This window comes from Nostoc sp. UIC 10630 (assembly GCF_010747425.1).
In the GTDB taxonomy this organism is placed as follows: Bacteria; Cyanobacteriota; Cyanobacteriia; order Cyanobacteriales; family Nostocaceae; genus Nostoc.
Genome location: NZ_JAAGOG010000010.1, coordinates 49,231 through 70,779, shown reverse-complemented (window position 1 = coordinate 70,779; position 21,549 = coordinate 49,231). Strand labels below are relative to the sequence as shown.

Here is a 21,549-nt window from a genome sequence, read left to right as displayed (position 1 = left end):
GAGAGCGTGAGGCTATGAAGATTGGACGACAACTATCAAACTTACTTAAATCGGTTAGCACGACTGACGCTGCCAGAAGCCTACAGATCCCAAGCCCAGCATATTCAGGAATCTTCTAAATTTCAGCCAAATTCTGGCTTGAGAGAAGCAGCGTCTTTTCCTGGGTATACGCTAATTACAACGCCTGCGGCAGAAGAAGAATCAGAAAATTCTGCTTTCTATGCCAAATTACAGACTTACCAACAGGAACTTTTGCAGTTGCCTGTAAACCGTAATTTGATTATACCTGTACCTCCTGCTAGCTTCCATGTAACTTTAGCGGATTTAATTTGGGATCATGCTTACCTTGATGCCCGCGAAAAGAATCCCAAATTTGACGAGGAGTTACCCTCTTGTTTGGCCGAAATATTTCAGCAATATCAACAATTGATGACAAATAGGAGTCATCCAATTAAATGGCAAATGCTGGGACTGATACTGATGCCAAGAGCTATAGCCGTTTGTTTAGTACCTCAAGATGAAAGCTGCTATGAGGAAATTATTAAATTCCGCCGAACAATTTATCAAAATCCCAAGTTGATTGCCTTGGGTATTGAGCAGCATTATCATTTCACTGCCCATGTTACATTAGCCTATTTTGGGGAGGTTTCATCTGACTTAGACCGCACAAGTTTCAGCACAAATCTTTCGGAATTGAACGAAAAATGGCTGTTTAATTTGCCAGAATTTTTGATCAATCGCGTCGAATTACGAAAATTTGACAACATGACACACTATTATCGTGAACCAGACTGGCCGATTTTAGATTTTTAAGTCATTAATTAGTAGTTAGTAGTCAGTAGTTTCCACTCACTGACCACTAACTACTGATTATGATTTTGTTTTTTAGGTAAATAAAATTTCTCGCCTAAAATTTAGGCTCTTGATATACGAGATAAACAGCTTCTAAAAATACATCGGGTGTAACAGCTTCTGGCAAGCTTTCTAAATTAATAATAGCTACTACTTGCTCGGCTAACTTTAGAGATAGTGAGGCTCTTGCCTTTAATGACATTGCAGCCCGTCGCTGCAAATATTCACGAATAACTGCAAAATCATCGGGCAATAATTTCGATAAATCGGCGATTTGGATTAACTGTTCATGAAGTTCCTTTGCTTGTTCTGAAATGGTCAATGTCGCAGATGCAATGGTTGTTTCAGCTTGAATTACAATTGTACCGGCAGCCAAATCACCTAAACGCTTTTCACGACTACCCAACATAATTAAAAAAGCGCCAATAAATAAAGTTTCATCAAAGGGTCGCAATAGGGCACGGAGAGTTGCTTGTTGTAACCCAATTAGTCTGCCATCATCTCGAACTACGCGAATTTTAGCAACCCGTTTCCCAGGGGTTTGCCCAAACCATAATGTTTCAAAAAATACAAAATAGCTGATGTAAATTGCAAAGGCAATAATGAAGAAAATTGCTAACAACCAAATATCTAAATTTGGTAAACTCGTAAAAAAGTCTTCAAGGAAATTTACCAGTTGCGTTGAAAAGACAGTCCAGGTAAAGACAAACAAAAGCAAAGTTATACCCAACACTGTATAGTCAATCAGCAGCGCTAAAGCTCGATTACCAATTCCCGCTAAAGTAAATTCCAACTCTACACTTTCTGGAGTCTGGAATGTGATGCGATTAAAAAAGCGCATATTTTAACCAATTGAAAATTAATAGAGTTGAATTAAGGCGTTAAGTTAACGAAAATCTTGTGTAGGAGGTTGTCTTAACTGCAAACCCAAACCCTCACGCCGAGTCCGCAAGTCCAAGTATAAAACAGCTTTTAGTGCTTGCCAGAACGGCATGATCAAAACTCCACCTACTAAGCTGCCAATCACAGAAATAAAATACACAATTCCGTAGATGACAGTACCAGGCTCAAGCTTGATGAGGAATAAGCTAGGTACATAGTTTAATACAAACACTAATGGCAGTGTAACGAAAAAAGCAACTAAAACAACGCCCTGAATGCGAAGTACCGAGGCTTTAGTTAACTCCCAACTTCTAGCAACACTTTCGCCACCATTAACATTTTCTTCAACTGCTAGCGGTACCTCAGCTACTATCCAACGAGAGTAGAACCAGGTTAGTCCCAACAGTAAAATAATTACCATTAAAATTATTGTCAATGTGGTTGTGACTATAACACCCGCAGTACCTAATATCCCTCCCAATAACGCTACTAGCAAAGCAGACAGAATACCACCTACGATCGCCAATCCTAAATAAACTACCAGCAAAGATAATCCTACCTGAAACCCAACTCTTAAAAATGACCAGAGACGCGGATTAACATGGCTGCTGGCGGCTTGGACACTTTCAGGTTGGTAAATCAATTCTCCAAAAGCCAAGCGTGAAATTAGTCCAGAGATGGCTGCATATTTTGCCCAGCCATAAATCGGAAGGAGAACCCACAAGTGAGCGATCGCAGCCAGTTTCAGATAAGTCTTAAGATGAGAACGATACAATCGCACCGCAGCACTGACAACATTTCCTACACTCAGTGGTTGTATCTGGCCGGAAGATCCAAAATTTTCAGACATAATGGCAAATTTCCCTTGAAACTACGGAGATCAATTTGAGGCTATCTTAAGCTAAGTTAAACTCAGTGTTCCCAAAATTCATGAATATTCAACGTTGGATTGCGCGACGAGAACCAAATTGGCAACGTCTGGATGCCTTATTAAAGCAGATAGAAAAAAAAGGGCTAAAGTCTCTAAGGGCAGCAGAAATTAGAGAGTTAGCGAGTTTATATCGTTCAGTAGCGGCAGATTTGGCTCGTGCCCGTACCCAGCAAATCGGCAATACTTTGATACAAAGTTTACAATCTTTAACAACTCGTGCCTATACGCAGATTTACCAAGGTTCGCGGCGACAGGAATGGCAGGCAATCCTAGAATTTTACAAATGGGGATTACCCGATGTAGTCCAGAAAACATTTGCATATATTGCTGTAGCCACGGCACTGTTCCTACTGGGGGCACTAGTGGCTTGGTGGTATTCTTGGCAAAACCCCAGCTTTATGGCTTTGATCGTACCTGAAAGTTTGATTACCAAGGTGCGAGATGATCATAAATTATGGATGGGGTCAATTGTCGGTGTTGAACCTCTGGCATCCAGCAGTATCACAATCAATAATCTCTCAGTATCCTTTGGTGCTGTTGCCGGTGGCATCACTGTCGGACTATATACAGCGTATTTGATGATTTTTAATGGCTTATTAATTGGTGCTGTTGGCACTTTAGTTGGTCAAAATAATCTGGCTTATCCTTTTTGGGGCTTTGTGTTTCCGCATGGTTCCTTAGAATTACCCGCAATCTTTTTTGCTGGGGGTGCAGGATTTTTATTAGCAAGAGCAATTTTATTTCCTGGTAAATATCGCCGTGGAGATGCACTGAAATTTTATGGTTCTCAGGCGGTGCAGCTAGTATTTGGCATTGTACCAATGTTGATTATTGCTGGTACGATCGAAGGCTTTTTTTCACCTAATCCGAGCATACCTGATGTAATTAAATATTTGGCAGGAACGGGATTATTTATACTTTTAGTAATGTATTGTAGACGCAAGAAAGTATGAAATAATTTAGATATTGGCGGATTGGTAAATTGAAAATATTTTTTCAAAAAGGTAAATACTAACTATAAAAATATTATGAGTTGAGGAAAAGATAATTATGATATAAATATCAAATAAAATATTAACCTTATAAGAGTTTCTGGCACTACCAGAAACGATAAACATAGATTTTTATCCATTTTCTAGCAAAGTTAGATTTTTTAAATTTTGTGATTTACTAATTTTTAATTATTTAAATTAAACTTAAGTTTTTATTGGCATCTTTTTACTAACTAATCTAATCAATCAAATATCAACAAGTAAAAAATATTTTAAATTAATATTTAAACGCATCTTAATTTTTTATTTATCAATTGTTAAAGAAGCTTTAACCATAACAAATGTAACTTGATTAAGGCTGGAATTACAGCAGGAAGATATTCCTTTAATCAGAGGTAATATGATTTTTTCGACCACCACCTTGAATCGTGTCGTTGCTACTTCATTGGTGACAACTTCTGTTGCACTTAGTCCATTTTTTGGTGCGATCGCACAAGCTGAAACTCTCAATGGTGCAGGAGCAACTTTTCCGGCTCCGCTTTACGAACGGTATGCTCGTGAAGTGAAGAAGAAATATCCAGACTTGAAAATTAACTATCAAGCAATTGGTAGTGGCGGCGGTATTCGTCAAGTCATCGCTGGAACCGTTGACTTTGGTGGTAGTGATGCTGCAATGAAAGATGATGAAATTGCTAAAGTCAAGAATGGTGCAATCTTAGTGCCTACAGCAGGCGGTGCTGTTTCTGTTGTTTACAATCTTCCGGGCGTTAATAACCTCAAATTGTCCCGCGCTACACTACCAGCAATTTATTCAGGTCAAATTACCAAATGGGATGACGCGAAAATTAAAGCTGATAATCCAGGTGCTAATCTACCAAATCAAATAATTAAATTTGCTGTTCGTGCCGATGGTAGCGGTACAACTTTCATTTTTACTAATCACTTGAGTGCCATCAGTGGCTATTTCAAAGGCAGAGTTGGAGCTAACACAGCTCCAAAATGGAATTTGCCAAATGTCCTCAAAGGCAAAGGGAATCCAGGCGTAGCTGCTATAGTAGCTCGGACTCCTGGTTCTATCGGTTATGTAGAATATAGCTACGCTGTCCAAAACAACCTCAAATCAGCACTGGTACAAAATAAGAAAGGAGAATTTGTTGCTCCTTCTTTACAATCTGCAAATGCAGCTTTAGCAACTGTTACTTTCCCAGACAATTACCGTGTTTTTGTAGGAGATCCAGGACAAGGTTATCCCATTGTTGGTCTTACTTGGATGATGGTTTACAAACAGTATGCTAATGCTGCTAAAGCTGATGCAATTAAGAAATGGATTAATTGGGTATTGAAGGACGGTCAACAGTATAACGATGACCTCAACTACACCAAAATTCCATCTGATGTAGCAAATCGAGTACTTCAAACAGTAAATAGCTCTGTCAAACCTTAATTTGCAATCTTTAGGAATTACGTAGAAAATTTCCCCAAACCCACTTAAAAAGCAATACGTTTCGGTTAATAAAAATTGTAGGTTGGGTGAAGCAAAGCGCAACCCAACAAAGCTATGAAAATGTTGGGTTTCGTTCCTCAACCCAACCTACACAACTACACAACTTTAGGACTTACGTAGAAAATATCCCCCAACCCACTTAAAAAGGGGGATTTTAATGTTCTCCCTTAAAAAGAGGGAATAGGGGGATTATCTTAATAATTTCCTCTCCTAAGAGAGTAAGTTAATAACTCGTTCTAGTAATCAAAAATCTATTTTATTGATTTGTAATGGCAAATTCATCAGATGATTCAAATCTAGGCGATGAAAGTTTCAACCTAACAGGTGTCAGTGGTGCAAATTTCTGGTTTGACCAAGGTTTTACACGGCTAGTATACTTTTTTGCCGTGATTACTGTTGCAGTGTTATTTTTGATGAGTTGGGTAATTTTCTCAGAGGCTCTACCAGCCATCAAACAATTTGGACTGGGGTTTTTGTGGGGAAAAGATTGGGATACAGGTAATCAGATTTTTGGTGCATTCCCCTATATTTATGGAACTCTGGTAAGTAGTGCGATCGCTATTTTATTTGCTGTCCCGGTGGGAATAGCAGTAGCCTTAGTCACAAGTGAAAATTTCTTACCTACATCGCTGCGAACTATCCTAGCATTTGTTGTGGAATTAATTGCAGCAATTCCCAGTGTAATTATTGGTCTATGGGGGATTTTTGTCTTTATTCCAGTTTTAGAACCTCTACAAAAGTGGCTAGCCAGCACTTTTAAATGGATACCACTGTTTAATACAGAAGATCCTTCTGGAACTAATATGTTGACTGCTGGAGTTATTCTAGCCATCATGATTTTGCCCACAATGGCAGCAATTAGTCGTGATGTCTTAATGGCTATCCCTAAAGAATTACGTAGTGCATCTATGGCTTTGGGTGGCACTCGTTGGGAAACAATTTTTCGAGTCTTGCTACCATCGGGATTTTCTGGAATTGTGAGTGCAGCCATGCTTGCTTTGGGACGTGCTTTGGGTGAAACAATGGCTGTCACTATGGTGATTGGTAACTCTGCTCAAATCAGCGCTTCTTTACTCGATCCAGCTTATACAATTCCCTCTGTATTAGCTAATGAATTTGCTGAAGCTGAACCAGGATTATATATAGGTGCTTTAAGCTATTTGGGATTGATTTTGTTTGGATTGACACTAGCTGTAAATATTGGCGCTGTGCTATTGGTGAAGTGGGTTGGCAGGAAAAATAAATGATACTTTCTTATCAATTTAGCAAGACATTTATCAATCAAAATTTGTAAAAATTATGAGTGGTTACATCCAGTCAGAAAGGGATGAATCTTTGGTAGGAGAATTATGCAGTCCTCTGCCAACAGAGCGGTTAATATTTACATACTCAATGAATGCGATCGCCTTTGGTTTTACAGGTCTAGCACTCATTCCTTTGTTATCAATTTTGTGGGAAATTTTCATCCGGGGAATATCTGGACTCAAATCGGAAATGTTTGTCAAAGCAGTGATTGATAATGGCTTTGGCAATGCCATCCTAGGAACCATAATCATGGTGATAATTGGTGCTATTTTAAGCATTCCCACAGGGATTATGACAGGAATTTTCTTAGCAGAATTTGGACAAAGCAACATAATTGCTAGTCTTGTTCGTTTTATCACCAGCATTCTTACAGGCGTGCCTTCAATTGTTGTAGGTGTATTCGCTTATGGTGTGATAGTTTTAGTAACTAAAGGATTTAGTGCGATCGCAGGTGGTTTTGCTTTAGCCGTGATTATGCTACCTGTGATTATACTGACAACAGAAGAATCGTTAAAACTGATTCCTGCATCTCAACGCCTCGCCTCTGCTGCTTTAGGTGGAACTCGCTTCCAGACTACTTTTCGCATTGTTGTCACTACTGCAATCCCCGGAATTACTACAGGTATTTTATTAGCTGTAGCTCGTGCTGCTGGTGAAACAGCACCTTTAATTTTTACTGCTTTATTTAGTCTAGATTGGTCTGAAGGATTGTTAAGTCCAACAGCTTCTTTACCAGTATTGATTTTTAACCTCTACAACGACCCCGACCCAGAAAAAAGCCAATTGGTATGGACTACTTCTATAGTTTTACTCGGCTTAATTTTATGTGTCAGCATTATTTCTCGCTTAGTTATTAGACAGAGAAAAATAAAATGAGCAGAATACAGAATTCAGAAGTCAGAATTAATTAGTAGATGATTACCATTGACTACTAATTTAAAACTATTAAATAGTAATAGTAGAAAATTAAAATATGTTTGATTTTTTCTATTGTTGTTATATAATTTCGTCTTAATTCTGACTCCTGAATTCTGTTTTTATAATTTTTATTTCGCACCTTAATCAAGCATGAGTAACCTAATTCCAGCTATCAAAGTTAAAAATATCAGCTTCTACTATGGCACAACAAAAGCAATTGAAAAGGTATCAATAGATATTTATCAAAAACAAGTAACCGCAATTATTGGCCCTAGTGGCTGTGGTAAATCTACATTCATTAAAATTCTTAATCGCATTAGCGAATTAGAAGGGCCTGTGAAAGTTGAAGGAGATGTAGAATTTTTTGGCCAGAATATTTACGCTCCTCGTGTCAACATCAACCGATTACGCCGCCAAATTGGTATGGTGTTTCAAAAACCGAATCCTTTTCCGATAAGCATTTACGAAAATGTTGCCTACGGGATGAGAATAGCAGGTAGGAATTCAAAATTAGAATTAGATGAAATTGTTGAATCTGCACTTCATAGCGCTGCTCTTTGGGATGAAGTGAAAGATAAGCTCGATAAATCAGCTTTAGGGCTTTCTGGTGGTCAGCAACAAAGATTGTGTATTGCTCGTGCTTTAGCAGTCAAGCCGAAAGTTCTGCTGATGGATGAGCCTTGCTCCGCTCTTGACCCCATTGCCACCATGAAAGTTGAGGAACTCTTTCATAGCTTACAGTCTGAGTTGACAATTGCGATCGTTACCCACAATATGCAACAAGCCGCCCGTGTTTCTGATTTTACGGCTTTCTTTAGCACCGACGAAAGTCGCATTGGTCAAATGATTGAATTTGGCGCTACAGAGCAAATCTTTAACAATCCACTAGACCCTCGCACCCGCGACTACATTTCAGGGCGTTTCGGTTAAGGTATGTTCTAGCGTGACTGATTGATTTTTGTCGAACTATCTCGCGCTAGAAGATACTCATAAAGTGTAGTTTAAAAAAGTTACTAATTTATCTTGATAAATAAACTAACTCTTCACTATGCATGAAGGGTATGTGATTTTGATATAGAACTCATATTTGATTTTTGAAAAAACTCTGTACAACTCAAAAAGCCTTCTTTCTTATTGCCTCTTGCCAACCCACACAAGTAAGTATGGCTACACCACGCCGCGCGAACAAAAATCAAAGCGGATTTCTATATAGCTATTTTAAATCGAACCAGACCAAATCCTTTTTCATAACAAAGGATGATACGTCAATTAAGGGGGAAAAGATAGGTATAAAAAGTCTATAAAAGATAATTTTTGGAACACAGTCTTAATATGAATATCTGATAACAGTTTATCTGCTGGATGACTACAGCATAACTACGTAATTTCCATGTATATCTCCTTTTAGGAGTAACATAGTGAAACAGCTGTGCTGATTTGTACTGTTTTACTTAGTTAAGTTTTGTTTTACACGTTTTGGCAATATGAGTAAACTAATTCCAGCCATCAGAGTCAAAAACTTCAGCTTCTCTTACGACACTCAAAAGATAGTTGAAGGCGTGTCAATGGATATTTACCAAAACCAAATCACGGCAATTATTGGTTCTAGCGGTTGTGGCAAGTCTACTTTTATTAAATCGTTAAATCGCATGAGTGAATTAGAAGGAGAAGTGAAGGTTGAAGGAAAAGTAGAATTTTTTGGCCAGAGTATTTATGAGCGTCGGGTTAATATCAATCGCTTACGTCGCCAAGTTAGTATGGTTTTTCCCAAGCCAAATCTTTTTCCTATGAGTGTTTACGATAATGTTGCTTATGGAGTGAAATTGATTGGATGGCATCCGAAAGTAGAATTAGATGGAATTGTTGAATCTGCCATCAAAGCTGCTGAACTTTGGGATGAAGTGAAGAATAAGTTGCACAAGTCTGCTTTAGAACTTTCTGGTGGTCAACAACAAAGATTATGTATTGCTCGGGCTTTAGCAGTCAAACCAAATGTTTTGTTGATGGATGAGCCTTGTTCAGGTCTTGATCCTGCCGCTAGCATGAAAATTGAGCATTTGATCCATAACTTGCGCTCTGAGTTAACAATTGTGATCGTTACTCACAATATGCATCAAGTTACTCGCCTATCTGATTTTACGGCTTTCTTTCATAGTAATGAAAATCGTATTACTCAAATGGTTGAATTTGGTACTACAAATAAAATTTTTACTAATCCCGTAGATTCTCGCACCCGTGACTATGTTTTCGCCCGCGTTAATTGAAGCGTTTCTTAAAATCTAACTATTCATAGGGCTATGACATAGTGCAGGCGGAAATTAAGATTGAATTTAATTTCTGCTTATTTTGAGTTCTTCTTGTGTTAGACGATGTAGACTGACGTTGACAGTCTTTTTTTATACTATATACTTAAAGAAAAGTATTTGCTCTAGACCACCTGAATCATAAGATGAAATGTCCTCGGTGCGAATCTACTTCATGTCGTCAAAATGGTTGTCGGAATGACAAGCAGAATTACCTCTGCAAAAATTGTGGTAAACAATTCCTTGAGCCTGTATTCCCTCATTCCCCAGAAGGTGAGTTGCTTGCTAACAGCAACGGACATACTAAAGTATCTATGGCTGTAACCACAGAAGTTTCTTTAGTCAAAAACTTACCAGAAGAAAAAATCCCAGAGAAAAATTTTAACTCTTTCAGTTTTAAATTAGCTGAAGAAGTGCTGCAAAATATAATATCATCTGATTGCCTAGAGTCTGCTGCATTTACTAAACTTTTCCTTGAAATTCAGCAATCAAACAAAATTAAATCTAAGTTAGAAACAGGAATATCTCTTCTACTTTTGGATGCAGAAAACCTAAAGTTAGATATTAATTCAGAATTATTTTTAGCTAGTGTCTGCAAGTATCCTCTCCAAGTTAAAATAGCATTTGCTAACTGGAGAAATCCAAGTACTGGAAAGCAAGATATTGAACTATATAACCGTGGCTATCAACTTGTCCATGTGCCTGAAGGTAAAAATAGTGCTGATGCAAAAATGATTGCATTTGGTGCTTGTGTCTTACGTTATTATCCAACAGTTAAAGAAATATTAGTCTGTTCTAGCGATGGAATTTTAATTCACCTTTGTAACGAACTCCAAAACCAGGGATTGATTGTGTATTGGGTACGTAGACAAGGGCAAAGTTTGCATATAGAAAATCGGAATACTGGCAAATTAACTCATTATTCCTTAGCAGTGGCAACAGAAGTTTCATCCTTTGAAAAAGTGGTTGATACAATTCAAGATTTAATTAAAACTGAACAGGAATCAATCAATGCTCGATTAGACAGTTTGGTAGATGTTGCGACTTTATTTCAAGAAAAATGCAATATTAATATTCAAAATAATTCAAATCAACCAAAAAAGGAGAAGGTTATCTCTGCATCAGATAATTTTTTTACAGAATCTATTCAAGAAGTAAAAAAAGAAGATTCTGCGAAAGTTTATAATGGAAAAATGTTAGACAAATTACTATTAAAAATTATTCAGGATATACAAATCAAGTCTCCTAAAACTAAATTATCTGTATCACAATTAGGTACAGAGATACGGAAAATCACCGGAGAATCACCCAATTCAATTATTCAAGAATTAAACTTAGGTTCTAGTTTCCTTAAATATCTAAAATCATCTCCCACATTTACATTAAAAGCGAGTGGAAAGGAATATGAGATAACAGCACTATTGCGCGAGTAGATACTTTCTGGATGTTTACGTACAACCTGAGCCTGTAATTCAGTATTATGTAAACAGATGTAAAGAAATATAAATATTGCAATGCAGGATAAAGTTGTCGTTATTGTCGGTGCTACTGGTGGTATTGGTTCAGCTTTAACACATAAACTTGCACCCACCGGAGTCCGGTTGGTATTGGCTGCGAGGGATGCAGTTCGTTTAACAACACTGGCTACTGATTTACCAGGGGAAGTTTTGACCGTTCCCACTGATATTACTGACCCCCAACAAGTAGATATTTTGATAGAAAAGACCATCGCTAAGTTTGGTCAAATCGATATTTTAGTGAATGCGGCTGGTGTAGGTATACTCAAGCCTTACAACAGCCTGGAACCTGCTGATTTAGACAAGATGCTGGATGTCAACTTAAAAGGCAGCTTTTATACTACTCAGGCGGCTGCTGAAGAGATGCAAAAGCGCAAGTCTGGTCACATCTGTAATGTGGTAGGAATTCTTGGCAAGCATTCGATGGGGATGGCAGCAGCTTATTCTGCTTCTAAGTTTGGTGTTGTGGGTTTTAGCAAGTGCATGGCAGAGGAACTCAAGCGTTTTGGTATCAAGTTCACGCTATTCTACTTTGGTGGGGTAGATTCTCCTTTCTGGGATAATGTCAACCTAAAAGTAGACCGGAAAAAAATGCTCAGTCCTGAAACTGCTGCCAATGCTATCTTCTTTGCCCTTTCTGCCGAACCGCAAGCTGTGCCAATGGAAATTAATATTCAACCTGATAGTCATCTATTCTTTTAAAGTAGGAGTACGTATATATAATTCTTGCTTAGGTAAGAAGTGAAAATCTAGCAAAAGAGGCAAAATTCACAGATATATAAGCTGTTATGCTGGATTTTCAATATCTATGAAAATTGATCACGTTCATTTCTATGTAGAAGATGCCAAAATTTGGCGGGATTGGTTTGTACACCACCTTGGTTTTCAATCAGTAGCCGATCGCAGCAGTTCGTTTCACACTTGTACAGAAGTGGTGAAAAGTGGAGCTGTCTGCTTTTTTCTATCTTCACCACTGTTACCTACAAGTCCAGTAGCGGAGTTTTTGCGTAAATATCCACCTGGTGTAGCAGATGTCGCTTTTGCTGTGGAAGATGTAGAAGCTGCGATCGCACAAGCTCAAAAACATGGTGCTACAATCTTACAACCCATCCAAGAACGCCAGGTAGGTAGGGCTTTTCTCAAGTGTGGCAAAATTGCCGCCTGGGGTGGACTGACTCATACATTAATAGAAAGGTCATTTGTCAGCAGTCATTCGTCATTGGTTTTTGACAAAGGACAAATGACAAATGACAACACTTTTGCTGCTATAGATCACATTGTGTTAAACGTGGCAGTTGGTGAATTGGATCGTGCTGTCGCTTGGTACGAAAAAATCCTAGATTTCCAACCCCAGCAAGCATTTAAAATTAAAACCAATCGTTCTGCTTTACACAGCCAGGTGATGGTTTCACATAACGGCAGTGTCCAACTGCCAATTAATGAACCAGCTTCCAAAAATTCCCAAATTCAAGAATTTTTAGATGTTAATCGGGGGCCAGGTATTCAACATATTGCCTTACGGACAACTAATCTGGTGAGTGCGATCGCTAAATTTCGTGCCAGTGGTTTACCTTTGCTCTCAGTTCCCCAAACCTACTATTCACAGCTAAAACAGCGTTCAGGACTCACCCTATCACCTCTAGAACTAGAAGCGATCGCTCAACAAGAAATTCTCGTGGACTGGCAAGAATATACTCCCGTAGAGACACAACAAACTGCACCCCTACTACTGCAAATTTTCACCCAGCCTATTTTTGAACAGCCAACATTTTTCTTTGAGTTTATTGAACGCCGTTTCCAAGCTCAAGGTTTTGGCGAAGGTAACTTTCGCGCCTTATTTGAAGCCATTGAAAGCGAACAAATCAAACGTGGTACCCTGCAATAATGGCTGAGTACAAAATATCAATTGAAATTCAGCCAGACTTGATACCCTCAAAAAATAGCCATACATCTGAGATAATTTTAATAAAAATTAACTTTTTCCGCCGATGCTAAGACTGATTACTGACTTCGACGGCCCAATTATTGATGTTTCCGAACGATACTACCGTGTTTATCAATTTTGTTTAGAGAAAACCCGTCGCCCAGATCAAGTAGTGCAAGAACTTCCGAAAGCGGAATTTTGGCAGTTAAAGCGATCGCGCGTTCCCGAAAAACAAATTGCCTTAAATTCCGGTTTAGACGAAGCCCAAGCCCAAGAATTTGCCCAGTTGCGGCGGCAAACTGTGCATACAGAAGCTTATTTCAACTATGACACTCTCGCGCCTGGTGCTGTGGATGCACTGTTAAAAATTCAAGAAGCTGGAATTGATTTGGCAGTTATGACGATGCGCCGAGTTCGAGAACTAGATTATGCTTTTAAAAAACACGATTTAGGGAGATTCTTCCCGGAAAATCGTTGTTATTGCCTGAGTAACGACTACGTTAAAACTCGTGATATTGAAGATAAGCCCTTGTTAATGGCTAGGGCATTGAAAGAACTGCCTTCGGTTACTGATACCTGGATGGTGGGAGATACGGAAGCCGACATTACCGCAGCTAAAAATTATGATATTAAGGTGATGGCTGTGGAATGTGGTATCCGCGATCGCACCCAATTGGAACTTTACCACCCCGACTTAATCGTTAAAGATTTCAGCGCTGCTGTAGATTTAGTCTTAAAACCCAAACACCTTGTCTAGAAAGGCTCTGTAGCTCTCACAGATTGAATTAATCGTACAAATTAAAGCAGGAGTCAGAATACATATTCTGACTCCTAACTCTAGATATTTGAGAAGAACACACATAAACCATGTATTCTTTATGGAAATTTGCTTGCAGCTAGTGGTTTACCGTAGAAAACTACTAACCAACCACAACAATATAAACGTTACTACAGTAGAGAACTGATTCGTTCCCAGATTGGTGAATGATGATATTTGTGGTAAGAGCCAGCTAGCAACTAGTCCCCCAGCGATTAAGCCAATGATTAAACTTATCAGGGTAAACAAAACTGCTCGGCCAAATTTGCCTTCCTTGCGATTGAGAAAGTAAATACTGGTGCCTACCCCAACCACCAATGCTAACTGCAAAATCTGCTCGCCTCCCTCTGGGTAAAACAAGCTGATAGAACTCAAACCAAGAAACCAAGCTCCTGGTAAAAGTATATCCGCAGGTGTTGGCTGATCCAGCATCCGTTGCAGCCATGCAGGTGACTGCTCACGAGGCGTTGGACTTTCTTTAGGAGGTGATTGCACTCGCAACTCTGGAAAACGGATGCGCTCAGGAACTTTAATTTTACCTTCCTGGCGCATCCGTAAGCGATCCATTAAAATCGCATCGTAAGCCGCTTCAATTACTTCTAAATGCTTGGAATCGCCACTATGTTGCTCGAATAGGCGATTACGAGCATCCTGAATTTCATCGAAGCTAGCCTCTTCTGATACCCCAAGTTTTTCGTAGGGATTTTGATCGCTCATGGGAGTTTGTTACTTCAGCCTCAGTCAGCGGCAGTCTTTTGTCGAATAAAAAACAGTTTTAGGTTTTGTTTTAATCGAAACTAAAGTCTCGACCTACTTTTATGCCCTACCAGGATAGTAGCACGGGTTAGTTTGATTGACTTTGTAATTTCAACTATAGTCACTTTAACATATCGCTATAACTCCGTGTATACCCTCATGTCGTTGCTTAATTCTGGCTTTAATCTAGAATTTGAACGGAGAGTACCTAAAATCCAGAGTTTTTATGAAAAAATTCACTTTACTGCTTTCAATTTGGCAAAATTACTGTGCCCTAATAGAATTTTTTTAATTATACTGAATAATCGCTTGTGGTATATATCCGCATATCGATTTAAAATTGAAACGTTTTAAGTTGCCATCTAACTAGAAGTATTACGGCTAAAGTCAGAGCGCCTATCTACTGTGGCTAACAGAAGTTTCGCGTTTTCATCGCCCACATTTCTGATTACAGTATTTATTTGTGAATGATCGGGATTCCCATACCGTAGCCATGTAGATTCTTAGTTAGTCCCAAAGTGGTAACTGCGTTTTTACGCAACCCTCTTGTTAATCTTACGAATTTTTGTGCAAAGTAATGGTCATGGCTCCTGCCAAGATTCTTGTAGTTGACGACGATCCTGCGGTTCGGAATTTAATCCAACGCTTTTTGATTAAACAGAACTATCAGGTGGAGGCTGCCGAAGATGGAAAGACAGCCTTAGCTCTATTTGAGCAATTTAACCCTGATTTGGTGATTCTAGACGTGAATCTACCAGATGTAACGGGGTTTAACCTTTGCCAAGAGATGCAAAGTCGTAATGGTGTTTTTGTTCTGATGTTGACTAGCCGTGCTGACGAAGCTGACAAAATTCGCGGCTTTGCCAAAGGTGCTGACGACTATCTCACCAAGCCTTTTGGGTTGGGAGAGCTAGAAGTCAGAGTCGGAGCGATTTTGAGACGGCAGCGAGTGATAACCACTGCCGAGCAGAAACGCTTGGTATTTGAAAAACTGATGATTGATCCGGTGCGACGGGAGGTAGCACTTAATAACCAAGCAGTACCCTTAACTGCGCTGGAATTTGACTTGTTGCATTTTTTAGCAAGTCATCCAGGTCGAGTTTGGCGACGGGCAGAACTAATCCAAGAGGTGTGGGACTATGAATATGTCGGCGACCAACGGGTTGTAGATGTACATATTGGTCAAATTCGCAAGAAGATTGAAATTGATGCTAGTCAGCCAGCATTAATTCAAACTGTACGTGGCGTAGGGTATAAGTTTGAATCTCCTGCTCACCCCCAACATTTGGAAGCCAAGTCCTGAGTCTATAGTCTAGAGTTTTTTAACTCTTGACTGTTGACTCTTGGAGTAGTGATTAGTGAATTTGTTTAGCTTTAGTAAAAGACAAATTTAGACAATTAAACATAGATAGAATTGCTCAAATACTGGTCAGACAGTTATTTGAAATATTGGTTTATCAGTTTAAGACAGTGGACAGTAAAGAAAGTCCACTCAAAAATATTTCTTTGGATCTGACTGTTTTGGCAAATATGTGCTTAGGTGAAGTTTTTAGGGGCGCATAGCTTGTCAATTTAACCTGAAATCGGCGCTTAGAAACCGCATCTACACGGAACTTTACCTGCCTTTGCAGGTTTAATTACAAGGAGCTTAAGCCCCTTGTTTTTTCTTGCCCAGGCTCTAAGTTGACACTAATGCAAAAATACCTATACGCAGTAAGAGCAATTAATGAATTGCCCTTGCTGCGTATAGTTTTGAGCAAGCTTATAGAGCAGAATCTACTGATCCTTTTTATTGCAATATTGCCCCGATATGCTTAATCGCTATTGGATCAAATCCCATTTATGGGGCACGGTTTCCCGTGCCCACATTAGAGTATGAGCGAGAATAACGCCCGTACTTATGGAGTATCTAATAGATTAGCTGTTGCGGGTGAATCGATACTGGGCGTTCCTACTGAGGAGTGGTGGAATAAAGTTTCCAGATAGACTCGGGCAGCCCGGCGATCGCTATCTCCATTTTGGAGTAAAAACAATGATAGTGCCGCCGTCAATACCCTATTTTCATCCCAATCAGGATGGGTTTCTAAGTAGTTTTTTAAGGATTCGTGGAGTGTTTCGGGAATTTCTGTAAAGATGCTAACCGTTGATTTCATGAGATTTTCCTCCTATGAGGATAATCAAGAGGGACAAGTTGCTTGCGGTGAAGCGGCTTATGGCTTCCTCACCCTTACGGGTGATGCCTCCGGCACGCCAAGGGCGAACGGTAGTAACTCAAGAGGGGAAACCCCCTTCTCTACGAGACGCTCCACGAAGGCGCTAGCCTCTCCCTTTGGGAGAAGACCGAACTACCTCACCACTCTTTTGCCATCCCGACAATCTACGCCCACATCTCAGGTAATATATTTTACACATTTGATGCCAACGGTTGAAGGAATTACAAAAGCAAGCCGAATCATTGTGCGCCAAGAGGGGGTGGGTTTGTCAATGCTGCGAAATGTTAAAAATGAATGTATAAAAAATAAATGCGAACGAGAGAATAAGCATTATAGCCTATTTTTCGTTACTTTACTTTATAAAAACTCAGTCCTTGAAGTTATTCGCCACTGTTAATTAACAATCCCCAGCCAGAGGGTAAGAAGCCCATTAGTTCGTAGTGAACCTGTGGAAAACTGCTAAAATCCCTGTGGAAACCCTGTGGAATGAGTGAGAAAAATCGCAGCCAATGATAAGAATTACAAAAATGTCACCAAACTATGACATCTAAACTCATGAAATTAGCTTCTCAATCTCAGCTATCATCGTGGCTGCCCTCAATACATCCTCAAGTCTGGATTTTTGCAATAGGTAGATTTCTCTCGGAAGTTGGAACCGGCTGTACCGTGTTTTACGCCCCCATTTTTTTTGTGAATGAAGTTGGTTTATCTGCAACCAGTGTTGGGGTAGCCTTGGGTAGCGCCTCGATTTCCGGCATTGTCGGGAGGATTGTAGGTGGTTCTTTGGCTGATTCTGAACACTGGGGTCGCCGCCGCACTTTGTTGTTAGCGACGGCGATTTCAGCAATTGCTTCTCTGGTTTTAGCTACAACCAATGATTTTACTATTTTGGTAATTGGTAGCTTGATTAGCGGTTTAGGTATAGGTTTCTATTGGCCGGCGGCTGAAGCTGTTGTGGCTGACGCTAGCGAGATTGACAATCGCCGCGAAACTTTTGCGATCGCACGACTGGCTGATAATCTGGGGTTAGCGATCGGAATTATGCTTGCTGGGTTGTTGATCGCCGTAATTGGGAGTTATCGATGGCTATTTATCATTGATGCCATCTCTTTTCTGATGTTTTTTGGGGTTGTCTATGCGGGAATTAGTAAAACCGAACAACAGCAGATAGGGGAATCTGAAAAGACAGCACATTTTGCTTCTTGGATGGCAGTATTAAGCGATCGCCGTTTCCTGGTCTACATCGCAGTTAATATATTCTTTACAATCTATATTTCTCAAATCCATAGTACCCTGCCGCTTTACTTCAAAAACTTTGTTATCAAAAGTACTACCGAAGGATTTGCTCAAACTACTATTAGCGTTCTATTTGCTTGGCATCTGGTGCTAGCTATCATTTGTCAGTTGCCTGTCACCAGTTTCTTAAAACGTTGTTCTCACACACTGGCACTCACCGCTTCCGCCATTCTTTGGGGAGTTGGTTTTGGACTTATTTGGGTAAGTGGTACTGCCCCATCTTATAATTTAGCTTGGGTAGCATTGGCGTTGGGAGTATTTGCAGTTGCAATTGTTTCTTATACTCCATCTGCCGCCTCTTTAGTGACTGAGTTAGCCCCGGAAAATCAACGTGGCGTTTATTTCTCCGTCAATGCTGTGTGTTGGGCGATTGGGTCTTTTATTGGTCATCCCTTGGGTGGATGGGCATTAGATCAACCGCAAATTATTACCAATACTTTCTGGCTATGCTTTATCTTAAGTGTGGCGATCGCTGTAGCGATTTTACAATACCTGAATCGAATTTTAGCTGAGTAAGGGCGCACAGATATGCGCCTATCCTCCTCATTGGCGACGTTCTTGCAACTTACGATATACCGATTTTAAATCAACTTTATGATGAGCTAAGGCAACCAAAGTATGATATAGCAAATCAGCCACTTCACCTGCGATCGCATCTGCTTCATCATCCTTAAAAGCCATTACCACCTCGGCGGTTTCCTCACCGATCTTTTTCAAAATTTTGTTATCGCCACCTGCGAATAACTTACAGGTATAAGAACTTTCTGTCGGATTGTCGCGGCGATCGCATATTATTTGAAACAATTGCGACAACGTATCTCCTGGTGGTGGGACAATATTCCCTTCTATTTGGTGAAAGCAACTGCGTTCTCCAGTATGGCAAGCAACATCTCCTAATTGCTCTACACCTATGAGTAGCGCATCACTATCACAGTCATAACGAATGCTTTGCACTTTTTGAATGTGTCCAGAAGTCGCCCCCTTGTGCCATAATTCTTGCCGGGAACGGCTCCAAAACCAAGTTTCTTCAGTTTCTAAAGTTTTTTGTAACGACTCCTGATTCATCCACGCCATCATTAGGACAGTACCATCCAAATAATCTTGGACAATTGCAGGCACTAAACCCCGTTCATCGTAGTGAATTTTTTCAACAGGGATGGCGTAATGTAGCGATCGCAAATCGTTAGAAGACATACCAGCTAGTTTGCTCTAATGAGAATAACTTATGGATTCACGATACCATTCTGAATAGAGCAACTGGTATGTTTTTTTGAATTTAACTATCTTATCTAGCTCTAAACAAGAGCATTGTGTTCCATTGCAGACTGCATTTTTACAGCACTTAAAGCAACTTTATGAGCTTTTGATGCCTCACCATACCAATGGATGGCCGAGTTAAAAGCTGCTCGGTAAAGATCCTGGTATGCTTCAGATAATCGAGTTTGAATATCTAGAGGCAAGTCTTTGTTGGACTTGTATAACATATTGTTATTTTTTTGGTTCAGTTAATTCTATAGGATAGAAATTCTAAGCAATTTTTAACCCTATCCTGAGATAGAGCTTTTTATTGTCCACTGTTAGGAGAGAACCTTGGTAAATACCACAATTAAAACAACAAAATCACAAGAGGTCTTCGCCGCTGCTCAAAACCTCATGCCCGGAGGAGTCAGTTCTCCAGTTCGTGCCTTTAAATCTGTAGGTGGACAACCCATCGTTTTTGATCGTGTTAAAGGCGCATATATTTGGGATGTAGATGGCAACCAATATATAGACTATGTAGGTACTTGGGGCCCAGCTATTTGCGGTCATGCTCATCCAGAAGTAATTGCAGCGTTGCATGAAGCTTTAGAAAAAGGTACCAGTTTCGGCGCTCCCTCAACTCTAGAAAATGTTTTGGCAGAAATGGTCATCGATGCCGTTCCCAGCATCGAAATGGTCAGATTTGTTAACTCTGGAACTGAAGCCTGTATGGGAGTTTTGCGGCTGATGCGGGCTTTCACCAACCGAGACAAAATCATCAAGTTTGAAGGTTGTTACCACGGACACGCCGATACCTTTCTCGTGAAGGCAGGTTCTGGTGTTGCCACACTTGGCTTACCAGACTCACCAGGAGTTCCGAAAGCGGCAACTAGCACTACTCTAACCGCACCTTACAATGACCTAGAATCCGTCAAAGCTTTGTTTGAAGAAAACCGCGACGAGATTGCTGGCGTTATTCTTGAACCAGTTGTTGGTAATGCTGGATTTATTGCACCCGACGCAGGTTTCTTAGAAGGATTACGAGAACTCACTCACGAGTATGGAGCCTTATTGGTATTTGACGAAGTGATGACAGGCTTCCGCATTGCTTACGGTGGGGCTCAAGAAAAATTTGGCGTTACCCCCGATTTAACAACCTTGGGCAAGGTTATTGGTGGTGGTTTGCCAGTAGGAGCTTATGGCGGTCGCCGAGATATTATGTCAATGGTTGCCCCTGCTGGCCCCGTATATCAAGCTGGGACTCTTTCTGGTAATCCCTTGGCGATGACTGCTGGTATTAAGACTTTAGAATTGCTGCAAAAGCCAGGTACTTACGATTATCTTGAGCGGATTACTAAAAAGCTAGCAGATGGTTTGCTACAAATTGCTCAAGAAACTGGTCATGCAGCTTGCGGCGGTCAAATAAGCGCGATGTTTGGCTTATTCTTTACATCTGGCCCAGTTCATAACTACGAAGATGCGAAAAAGTCTGATACAGCCAAATTCGGACGCTTCCATCGGGGTATGTTAGAACGTGGTGTTTACCTAGCACCCTCTCAATTTGAAGCTGGGTTTACATCTTTTGCTCACACAGAAGAAGACATCGATCAAACTTTAGCAATTGCACGGGATGTAATGTCTAGTCTGTAAGCTGTTAAGGGATTCCCAAATAAACAAGTATCCAGTTACCTCTTGTGGGGTGGGGATATTGTCTACCATTTTGCGGGGTAGGTAATCTTGCCCGCCCCACAAAAATGAATCCTTACTTTAATACCCTTGTTTTGCCCTCTTGGTCATTCAAGAGTGCTGAATCTAAAGCCTTATTTGCAGAACTTTCATCAGCCAATGCTGTTGACTCATCTTGTATAGTAGGGGAGCAAAGAAATTTTTTAACGGGTCTGTACTGTACCGTTATCACTCAAATAAGGTCACACCTTTGTCATAATTTCGTAATAGCTTTGTCAATGTAGTATGTAATATTTAAACTGCATTAAGTATATTCATGTTAACAAGGCAAATTAATTGCCTTTTATAGTTATCTAAATTCCCTTCACATCTCGTAGTCTACGAAAATTAAGGCACAATAAGGCTCTCACCTTC

At 40.0% G+C, this 21,549-nt stretch carries 20 protein-coding genes and 1 pseudogene; 15 read left to right on the top strand and 6 right to left on the bottom strand.

Annotated elements, in window-relative coordinates; genetic code table 11:
• Positions 1–21: 21 nt before the first annotated feature.
• The gene (locus G1O98_RS05005) at positions 22–813 is read left to right on the top strand and encodes a DUF1868 domain-containing protein (RefSeq protein ID WP_167306179.1); all 792 of its coding nucleotides are present in this window, start codon (positions 22–24) and stop codon (positions 811–813) included.
• 94 nt (positions 814–907) lie between these two features.
• Here the strand turns inward: G1O98_RS05005 and G1O98_RS05000 are convergent, their stop codons facing one another.
• On the bottom strand, positions 908–1,693 hold the full coding sequence (locus tag G1O98_RS05000; RefSeq protein WP_163927559.1) for an RDD family protein: 786 nt from the start codon (positions 1,691–1,693) through the stop codon (positions 908–910).
• 45 nt (positions 1,694–1,738) lie between these two features.
• Entirely contained in the window at positions 1,739–2,584 is an 846-nt protein-coding gene (locus tag G1O98_RS04995; protein WP_163927558.1) for a hypothetical protein, read from the bottom strand.
• An 80-nt stretch (positions 2,585–2,664) separates the two neighbouring features.
• Between G1O98_RS04995 and G1O98_RS04990 the strand changes: the two genes are divergently transcribed.
• From G1O98_RS04990 to G1O98_RS04945, 10 genes are all read left to right on the top strand, one after another.
• The gene (locus tag G1O98_RS04990; protein ID WP_163927557.1) at positions 2,665–3,618 is read left to right on the top strand and encodes a stage II sporulation protein M; all 954 of its coding nucleotides are present in this window, start codon (positions 2,665–2,667) and stop codon (positions 3,616–3,618) included.
• 439 nt (positions 3,619–4,057) lie between these two features.
• Entirely contained in the window at positions 4,058–5,101 is a 1,044-nt protein-coding gene (gene pstS / locus G1O98_RS04985) for a phosphate ABC transporter substrate-binding protein PstS (RefSeq protein ID WP_163927556.1), read from the top strand.
• Between the two features lie 329 nt (positions 5,102–5,430).
• Positions 5,431–6,408, top strand: a complete 978-nt coding sequence (gene pstC / locus G1O98_RS04980) for a phosphate ABC transporter permease subunit PstC (protein ID WP_163927555.1) — start codon at positions 5,431–5,433, stop codon at positions 6,406–6,408.
• A 52-nt stretch (positions 6,409–6,460) separates the two neighbouring features.
• Complete coding sequence (gene pstA / locus G1O98_RS04975; RefSeq protein WP_163927554.1) at positions 6,461–7,342, top strand: phosphate ABC transporter permease PstA; 882 nt, start codon at positions 6,461–6,463, stop codon at positions 7,340–7,342.
• A 192-nt stretch (positions 7,343–7,534) separates the two neighbouring features.
• On the top strand, positions 7,535–8,314 hold the full coding sequence (gene pstB, locus G1O98_RS04970) for a phosphate ABC transporter ATP-binding protein PstB (protein ID WP_163927553.1): 780 nt from the start codon (positions 7,535–7,537) through the stop codon (positions 8,312–8,314).
• Between the two features lie 554 nt (positions 8,315–8,868).
• On the top strand, positions 8,869–9,648 hold the full coding sequence (locus G1O98_RS04965) for a phosphate ABC transporter ATP-binding protein (protein WP_163927552.1): 780 nt from the start codon (positions 8,869–8,871) through the stop codon (positions 9,646–9,648).
• A gap of 353 nt (positions 9,649–10,001) precedes the next feature.
• Complete coding sequence (locus G1O98_RS04960) at positions 10,002–11,120, top strand: NYN domain-containing protein (RefSeq protein ID WP_243458344.1); 1,119 nt, start codon at positions 10,002–10,004, stop codon at positions 11,118–11,120.
• Positions 11,121–11,201: 81 nt separating this feature from the next.
• Positions 11,202–11,906, top strand: coding sequence for an SDR family oxidoreductase (locus G1O98_RS04955; RefSeq protein ID WP_163927550.1), 705 nt, complete (start codon positions 11,202–11,204; stop codon positions 11,904–11,906).
• Positions 11,907–12,012: 106 nt separating this feature from the next.
• The gene (gene hppD / locus G1O98_RS04950; RefSeq protein ID WP_163927549.1) at positions 12,013–13,089 is read left to right on the top strand and encodes a 4-hydroxyphenylpyruvate dioxygenase; all 1,077 of its coding nucleotides are present in this window, start codon (positions 12,013–12,015) and stop codon (positions 13,087–13,089) included.
• 103 nt (positions 13,090–13,192) lie between these two features.
• The gene (locus G1O98_RS04945) at positions 13,193–13,885 is read left to right on the top strand and encodes an HAD family hydrolase (protein ID WP_163927548.1); all 693 of its coding nucleotides are present in this window, start codon (positions 13,193–13,195) and stop codon (positions 13,883–13,885) included.
• Between the two features lie 147 nt (positions 13,886–14,032).
• Here the strand turns inward: G1O98_RS04945 and G1O98_RS04940 are convergent, their stop codons facing one another.
• Complete coding sequence (locus G1O98_RS04940; protein WP_163927547.1) at positions 14,033–14,662, bottom strand: CPP1-like family protein; 630 nt, start codon at positions 14,660–14,662, stop codon at positions 14,033–14,035.
• Between the two features lie 622 nt (positions 14,663–15,284).
• On the opposite strand from G1O98_RS04940, the gene G1O98_RS04935 reads away from it, so the two are divergent.
• Positions 15,285–16,004 (top strand): response regulator transcription factor, encoded by a 720-nt coding sequence (locus G1O98_RS04935; protein ID WP_041565535.1) that lies wholly within the window; start codon positions 15,285–15,287, stop codon positions 16,002–16,004.
• Between the two features lie 658 nt (positions 16,005–16,662).
• Here the strand turns inward: G1O98_RS04935 and G1O98_RS04930 are convergent.
• Positions 16,663–16,854, bottom strand: a pseudogene (locus tag G1O98_RS04930) (DUF2811 domain-containing protein); the annotation flags it as partial.
• Here G1O98_RS04930 and G1O98_RS04925 point away from each other — a divergent pair.
• Positions 16,853–17,311, top strand: a complete 459-nt coding sequence (locus G1O98_RS04925) for a hypothetical protein (RefSeq protein WP_163927545.1) — start codon at positions 16,853–16,855, stop codon at positions 17,309–17,311. The pseudogene G1O98_RS04930 and the gene G1O98_RS04925 overlap by 2 nt on opposite strands.
• Before the next feature lie 143 nt (positions 17,312–17,454).
• Positions 17,455–18,726 carry an MFS transporter gene (locus G1O98_RS04920; protein WP_163927544.1) on the top strand — a complete coding sequence of 424 codons (1,272 nt, stop codon included), beginning with the start codon at positions 17,455–17,457 and terminating at the stop codon, positions 18,724–18,726.
• Between the two features lie 27 nt (positions 18,727–18,753).
• On the opposite strand, the gene hisIE is transcribed toward G1O98_RS04920, so the two are convergent.
• Complete coding sequence (gene hisIE, locus G1O98_RS04915) at positions 18,754–19,404, bottom strand: bifunctional phosphoribosyl-AMP cyclohydrolase/phosphoribosyl-ATP diphosphatase HisIE (protein ID WP_163927543.1); 651 nt, start codon at positions 19,402–19,404, stop codon at positions 18,754–18,756.
• A gap of 101 nt (positions 19,405–19,505) precedes the next feature.
• Positions 19,506–19,694, bottom strand: coding sequence for a ChaB family protein (locus G1O98_RS04910; RefSeq protein ID WP_012410442.1), 189 nt, complete (start codon positions 19,692–19,694; stop codon positions 19,506–19,508).
• 106 nt (positions 19,695–19,800) lie between these two features.
• Here G1O98_RS04910 and hemL point away from each other — a divergent pair, with 106 nt between their 5' ends.
• Positions 19,801–21,099, top strand: a complete 1,299-nt coding sequence (gene hemL, locus G1O98_RS04905; RefSeq protein ID WP_163927542.1) for a glutamate-1-semialdehyde 2,1-aminomutase — start codon at positions 19,801–19,803, stop codon at positions 21,097–21,099.
• The last annotated feature ends 450 nt before the right edge of the window (positions 21,100–21,549 follow it).

Excerpts from the sequence above, each read along its gene's own strand:
- G1O98_RS05000 (WP_163927559.1), bottom strand. The coding sequence starts at position 1,693 with ATGCGCTTTTTTAATCGCATCACATTCCAGACTCCAGAAAGTGTAGAG.
- G1O98_RS04995 (WP_163927558.1), bottom strand. The coding sequence starts at position 2,584 with ATGTCTGAAAATTTTGGATCTTCCGGCCAGATACAACCACTGAGTGTA.
- G1O98_RS04990 (WP_163927557.1), top strand. The coding sequence starts at position 2,665 with ATGAATATTCAACGTTGGATTGCGCGACGAGAACCAAATTGGCAACGT.
- pstS (WP_163927556.1), top strand. The coding sequence starts at position 4,058 with ATGATTTTTTCGACCACCACCTTGAATCGTGTCGTTGCTACTTCATTG.
- pstC (WP_163927555.1), top strand. The coding sequence starts at position 5,431 with ATGGCAAATTCATCAGATGATTCAAATCTAGGCGATGAAAGTTTCAAC.
- pstA (WP_163927554.1), top strand. The coding sequence starts at position 6,461 with ATGAGTGGTTACATCCAGTCAGAAAGGGATGAATCTTTGGTAGGAGAA.
- pstB (WP_163927553.1), top strand. The coding sequence starts at position 7,535 with ATGAGTAACCTAATTCCAGCTATCAAAGTTAAAAATATCAGCTTCTAC.
- G1O98_RS04965 (WP_163927552.1), top strand. The coding sequence starts at position 8,869 with ATGAGTAAACTAATTCCAGCCATCAGAGTCAAAAACTTCAGCTTCTCT.
- G1O98_RS04960 (WP_243458344.1), top strand. The coding sequence starts at position 10,002 with ATGGCTGTAACCACAGAAGTTTCTTTAGTCAAAAACTTACCAGAAGAA.
- G1O98_RS04955 (WP_163927550.1), top strand. The coding sequence starts at position 11,202 with ATGCAGGATAAAGTTGTCGTTATTGTCGGTGCTACTGGTGGTATTGGT.
- hppD (WP_163927549.1), top strand. The coding sequence starts at position 12,013 with ATGAAAATTGATCACGTTCATTTCTATGTAGAAGATGCCAAAATTTGG.
- G1O98_RS04945 (WP_163927548.1), top strand. The coding sequence starts at position 13,193 with ATGCTAAGACTGATTACTGACTTCGACGGCCCAATTATTGATGTTTCC.
- G1O98_RS04940 (WP_163927547.1), bottom strand. The coding sequence starts at position 14,662 with ATGAGCGATCAAAATCCCTACGAAAAACTTGGGGTATCAGAAGAGGCT.
- G1O98_RS04935 (WP_041565535.1), top strand. The coding sequence starts at position 15,285 with ATGGCTCCTGCCAAGATTCTTGTAGTTGACGACGATCCTGCGGTTCGG.
- G1O98_RS04925 (WP_163927545.1), top strand. The coding sequence starts at position 16,853 with ATGAGATTTTCCTCCTATGAGGATAATCAAGAGGGACAAGTTGCTTGC.
- G1O98_RS04920 (WP_163927544.1), top strand. The coding sequence starts at position 17,455 with ATGACATCTAAACTCATGAAATTAGCTTCTCAATCTCAGCTATCATCG.
- hisIE (WP_163927543.1), bottom strand. The coding sequence starts at position 19,404 with ATGTCTTCTAACGATTTGCGATCGCTACATTACGCCATCCCTGTTGAA.
- G1O98_RS04910 (WP_012410442.1), bottom strand. The coding sequence starts at position 19,694 with ATGTTATACAAGTCCAACAAAGACTTGCCTCTAGATATTCAAACTCGA.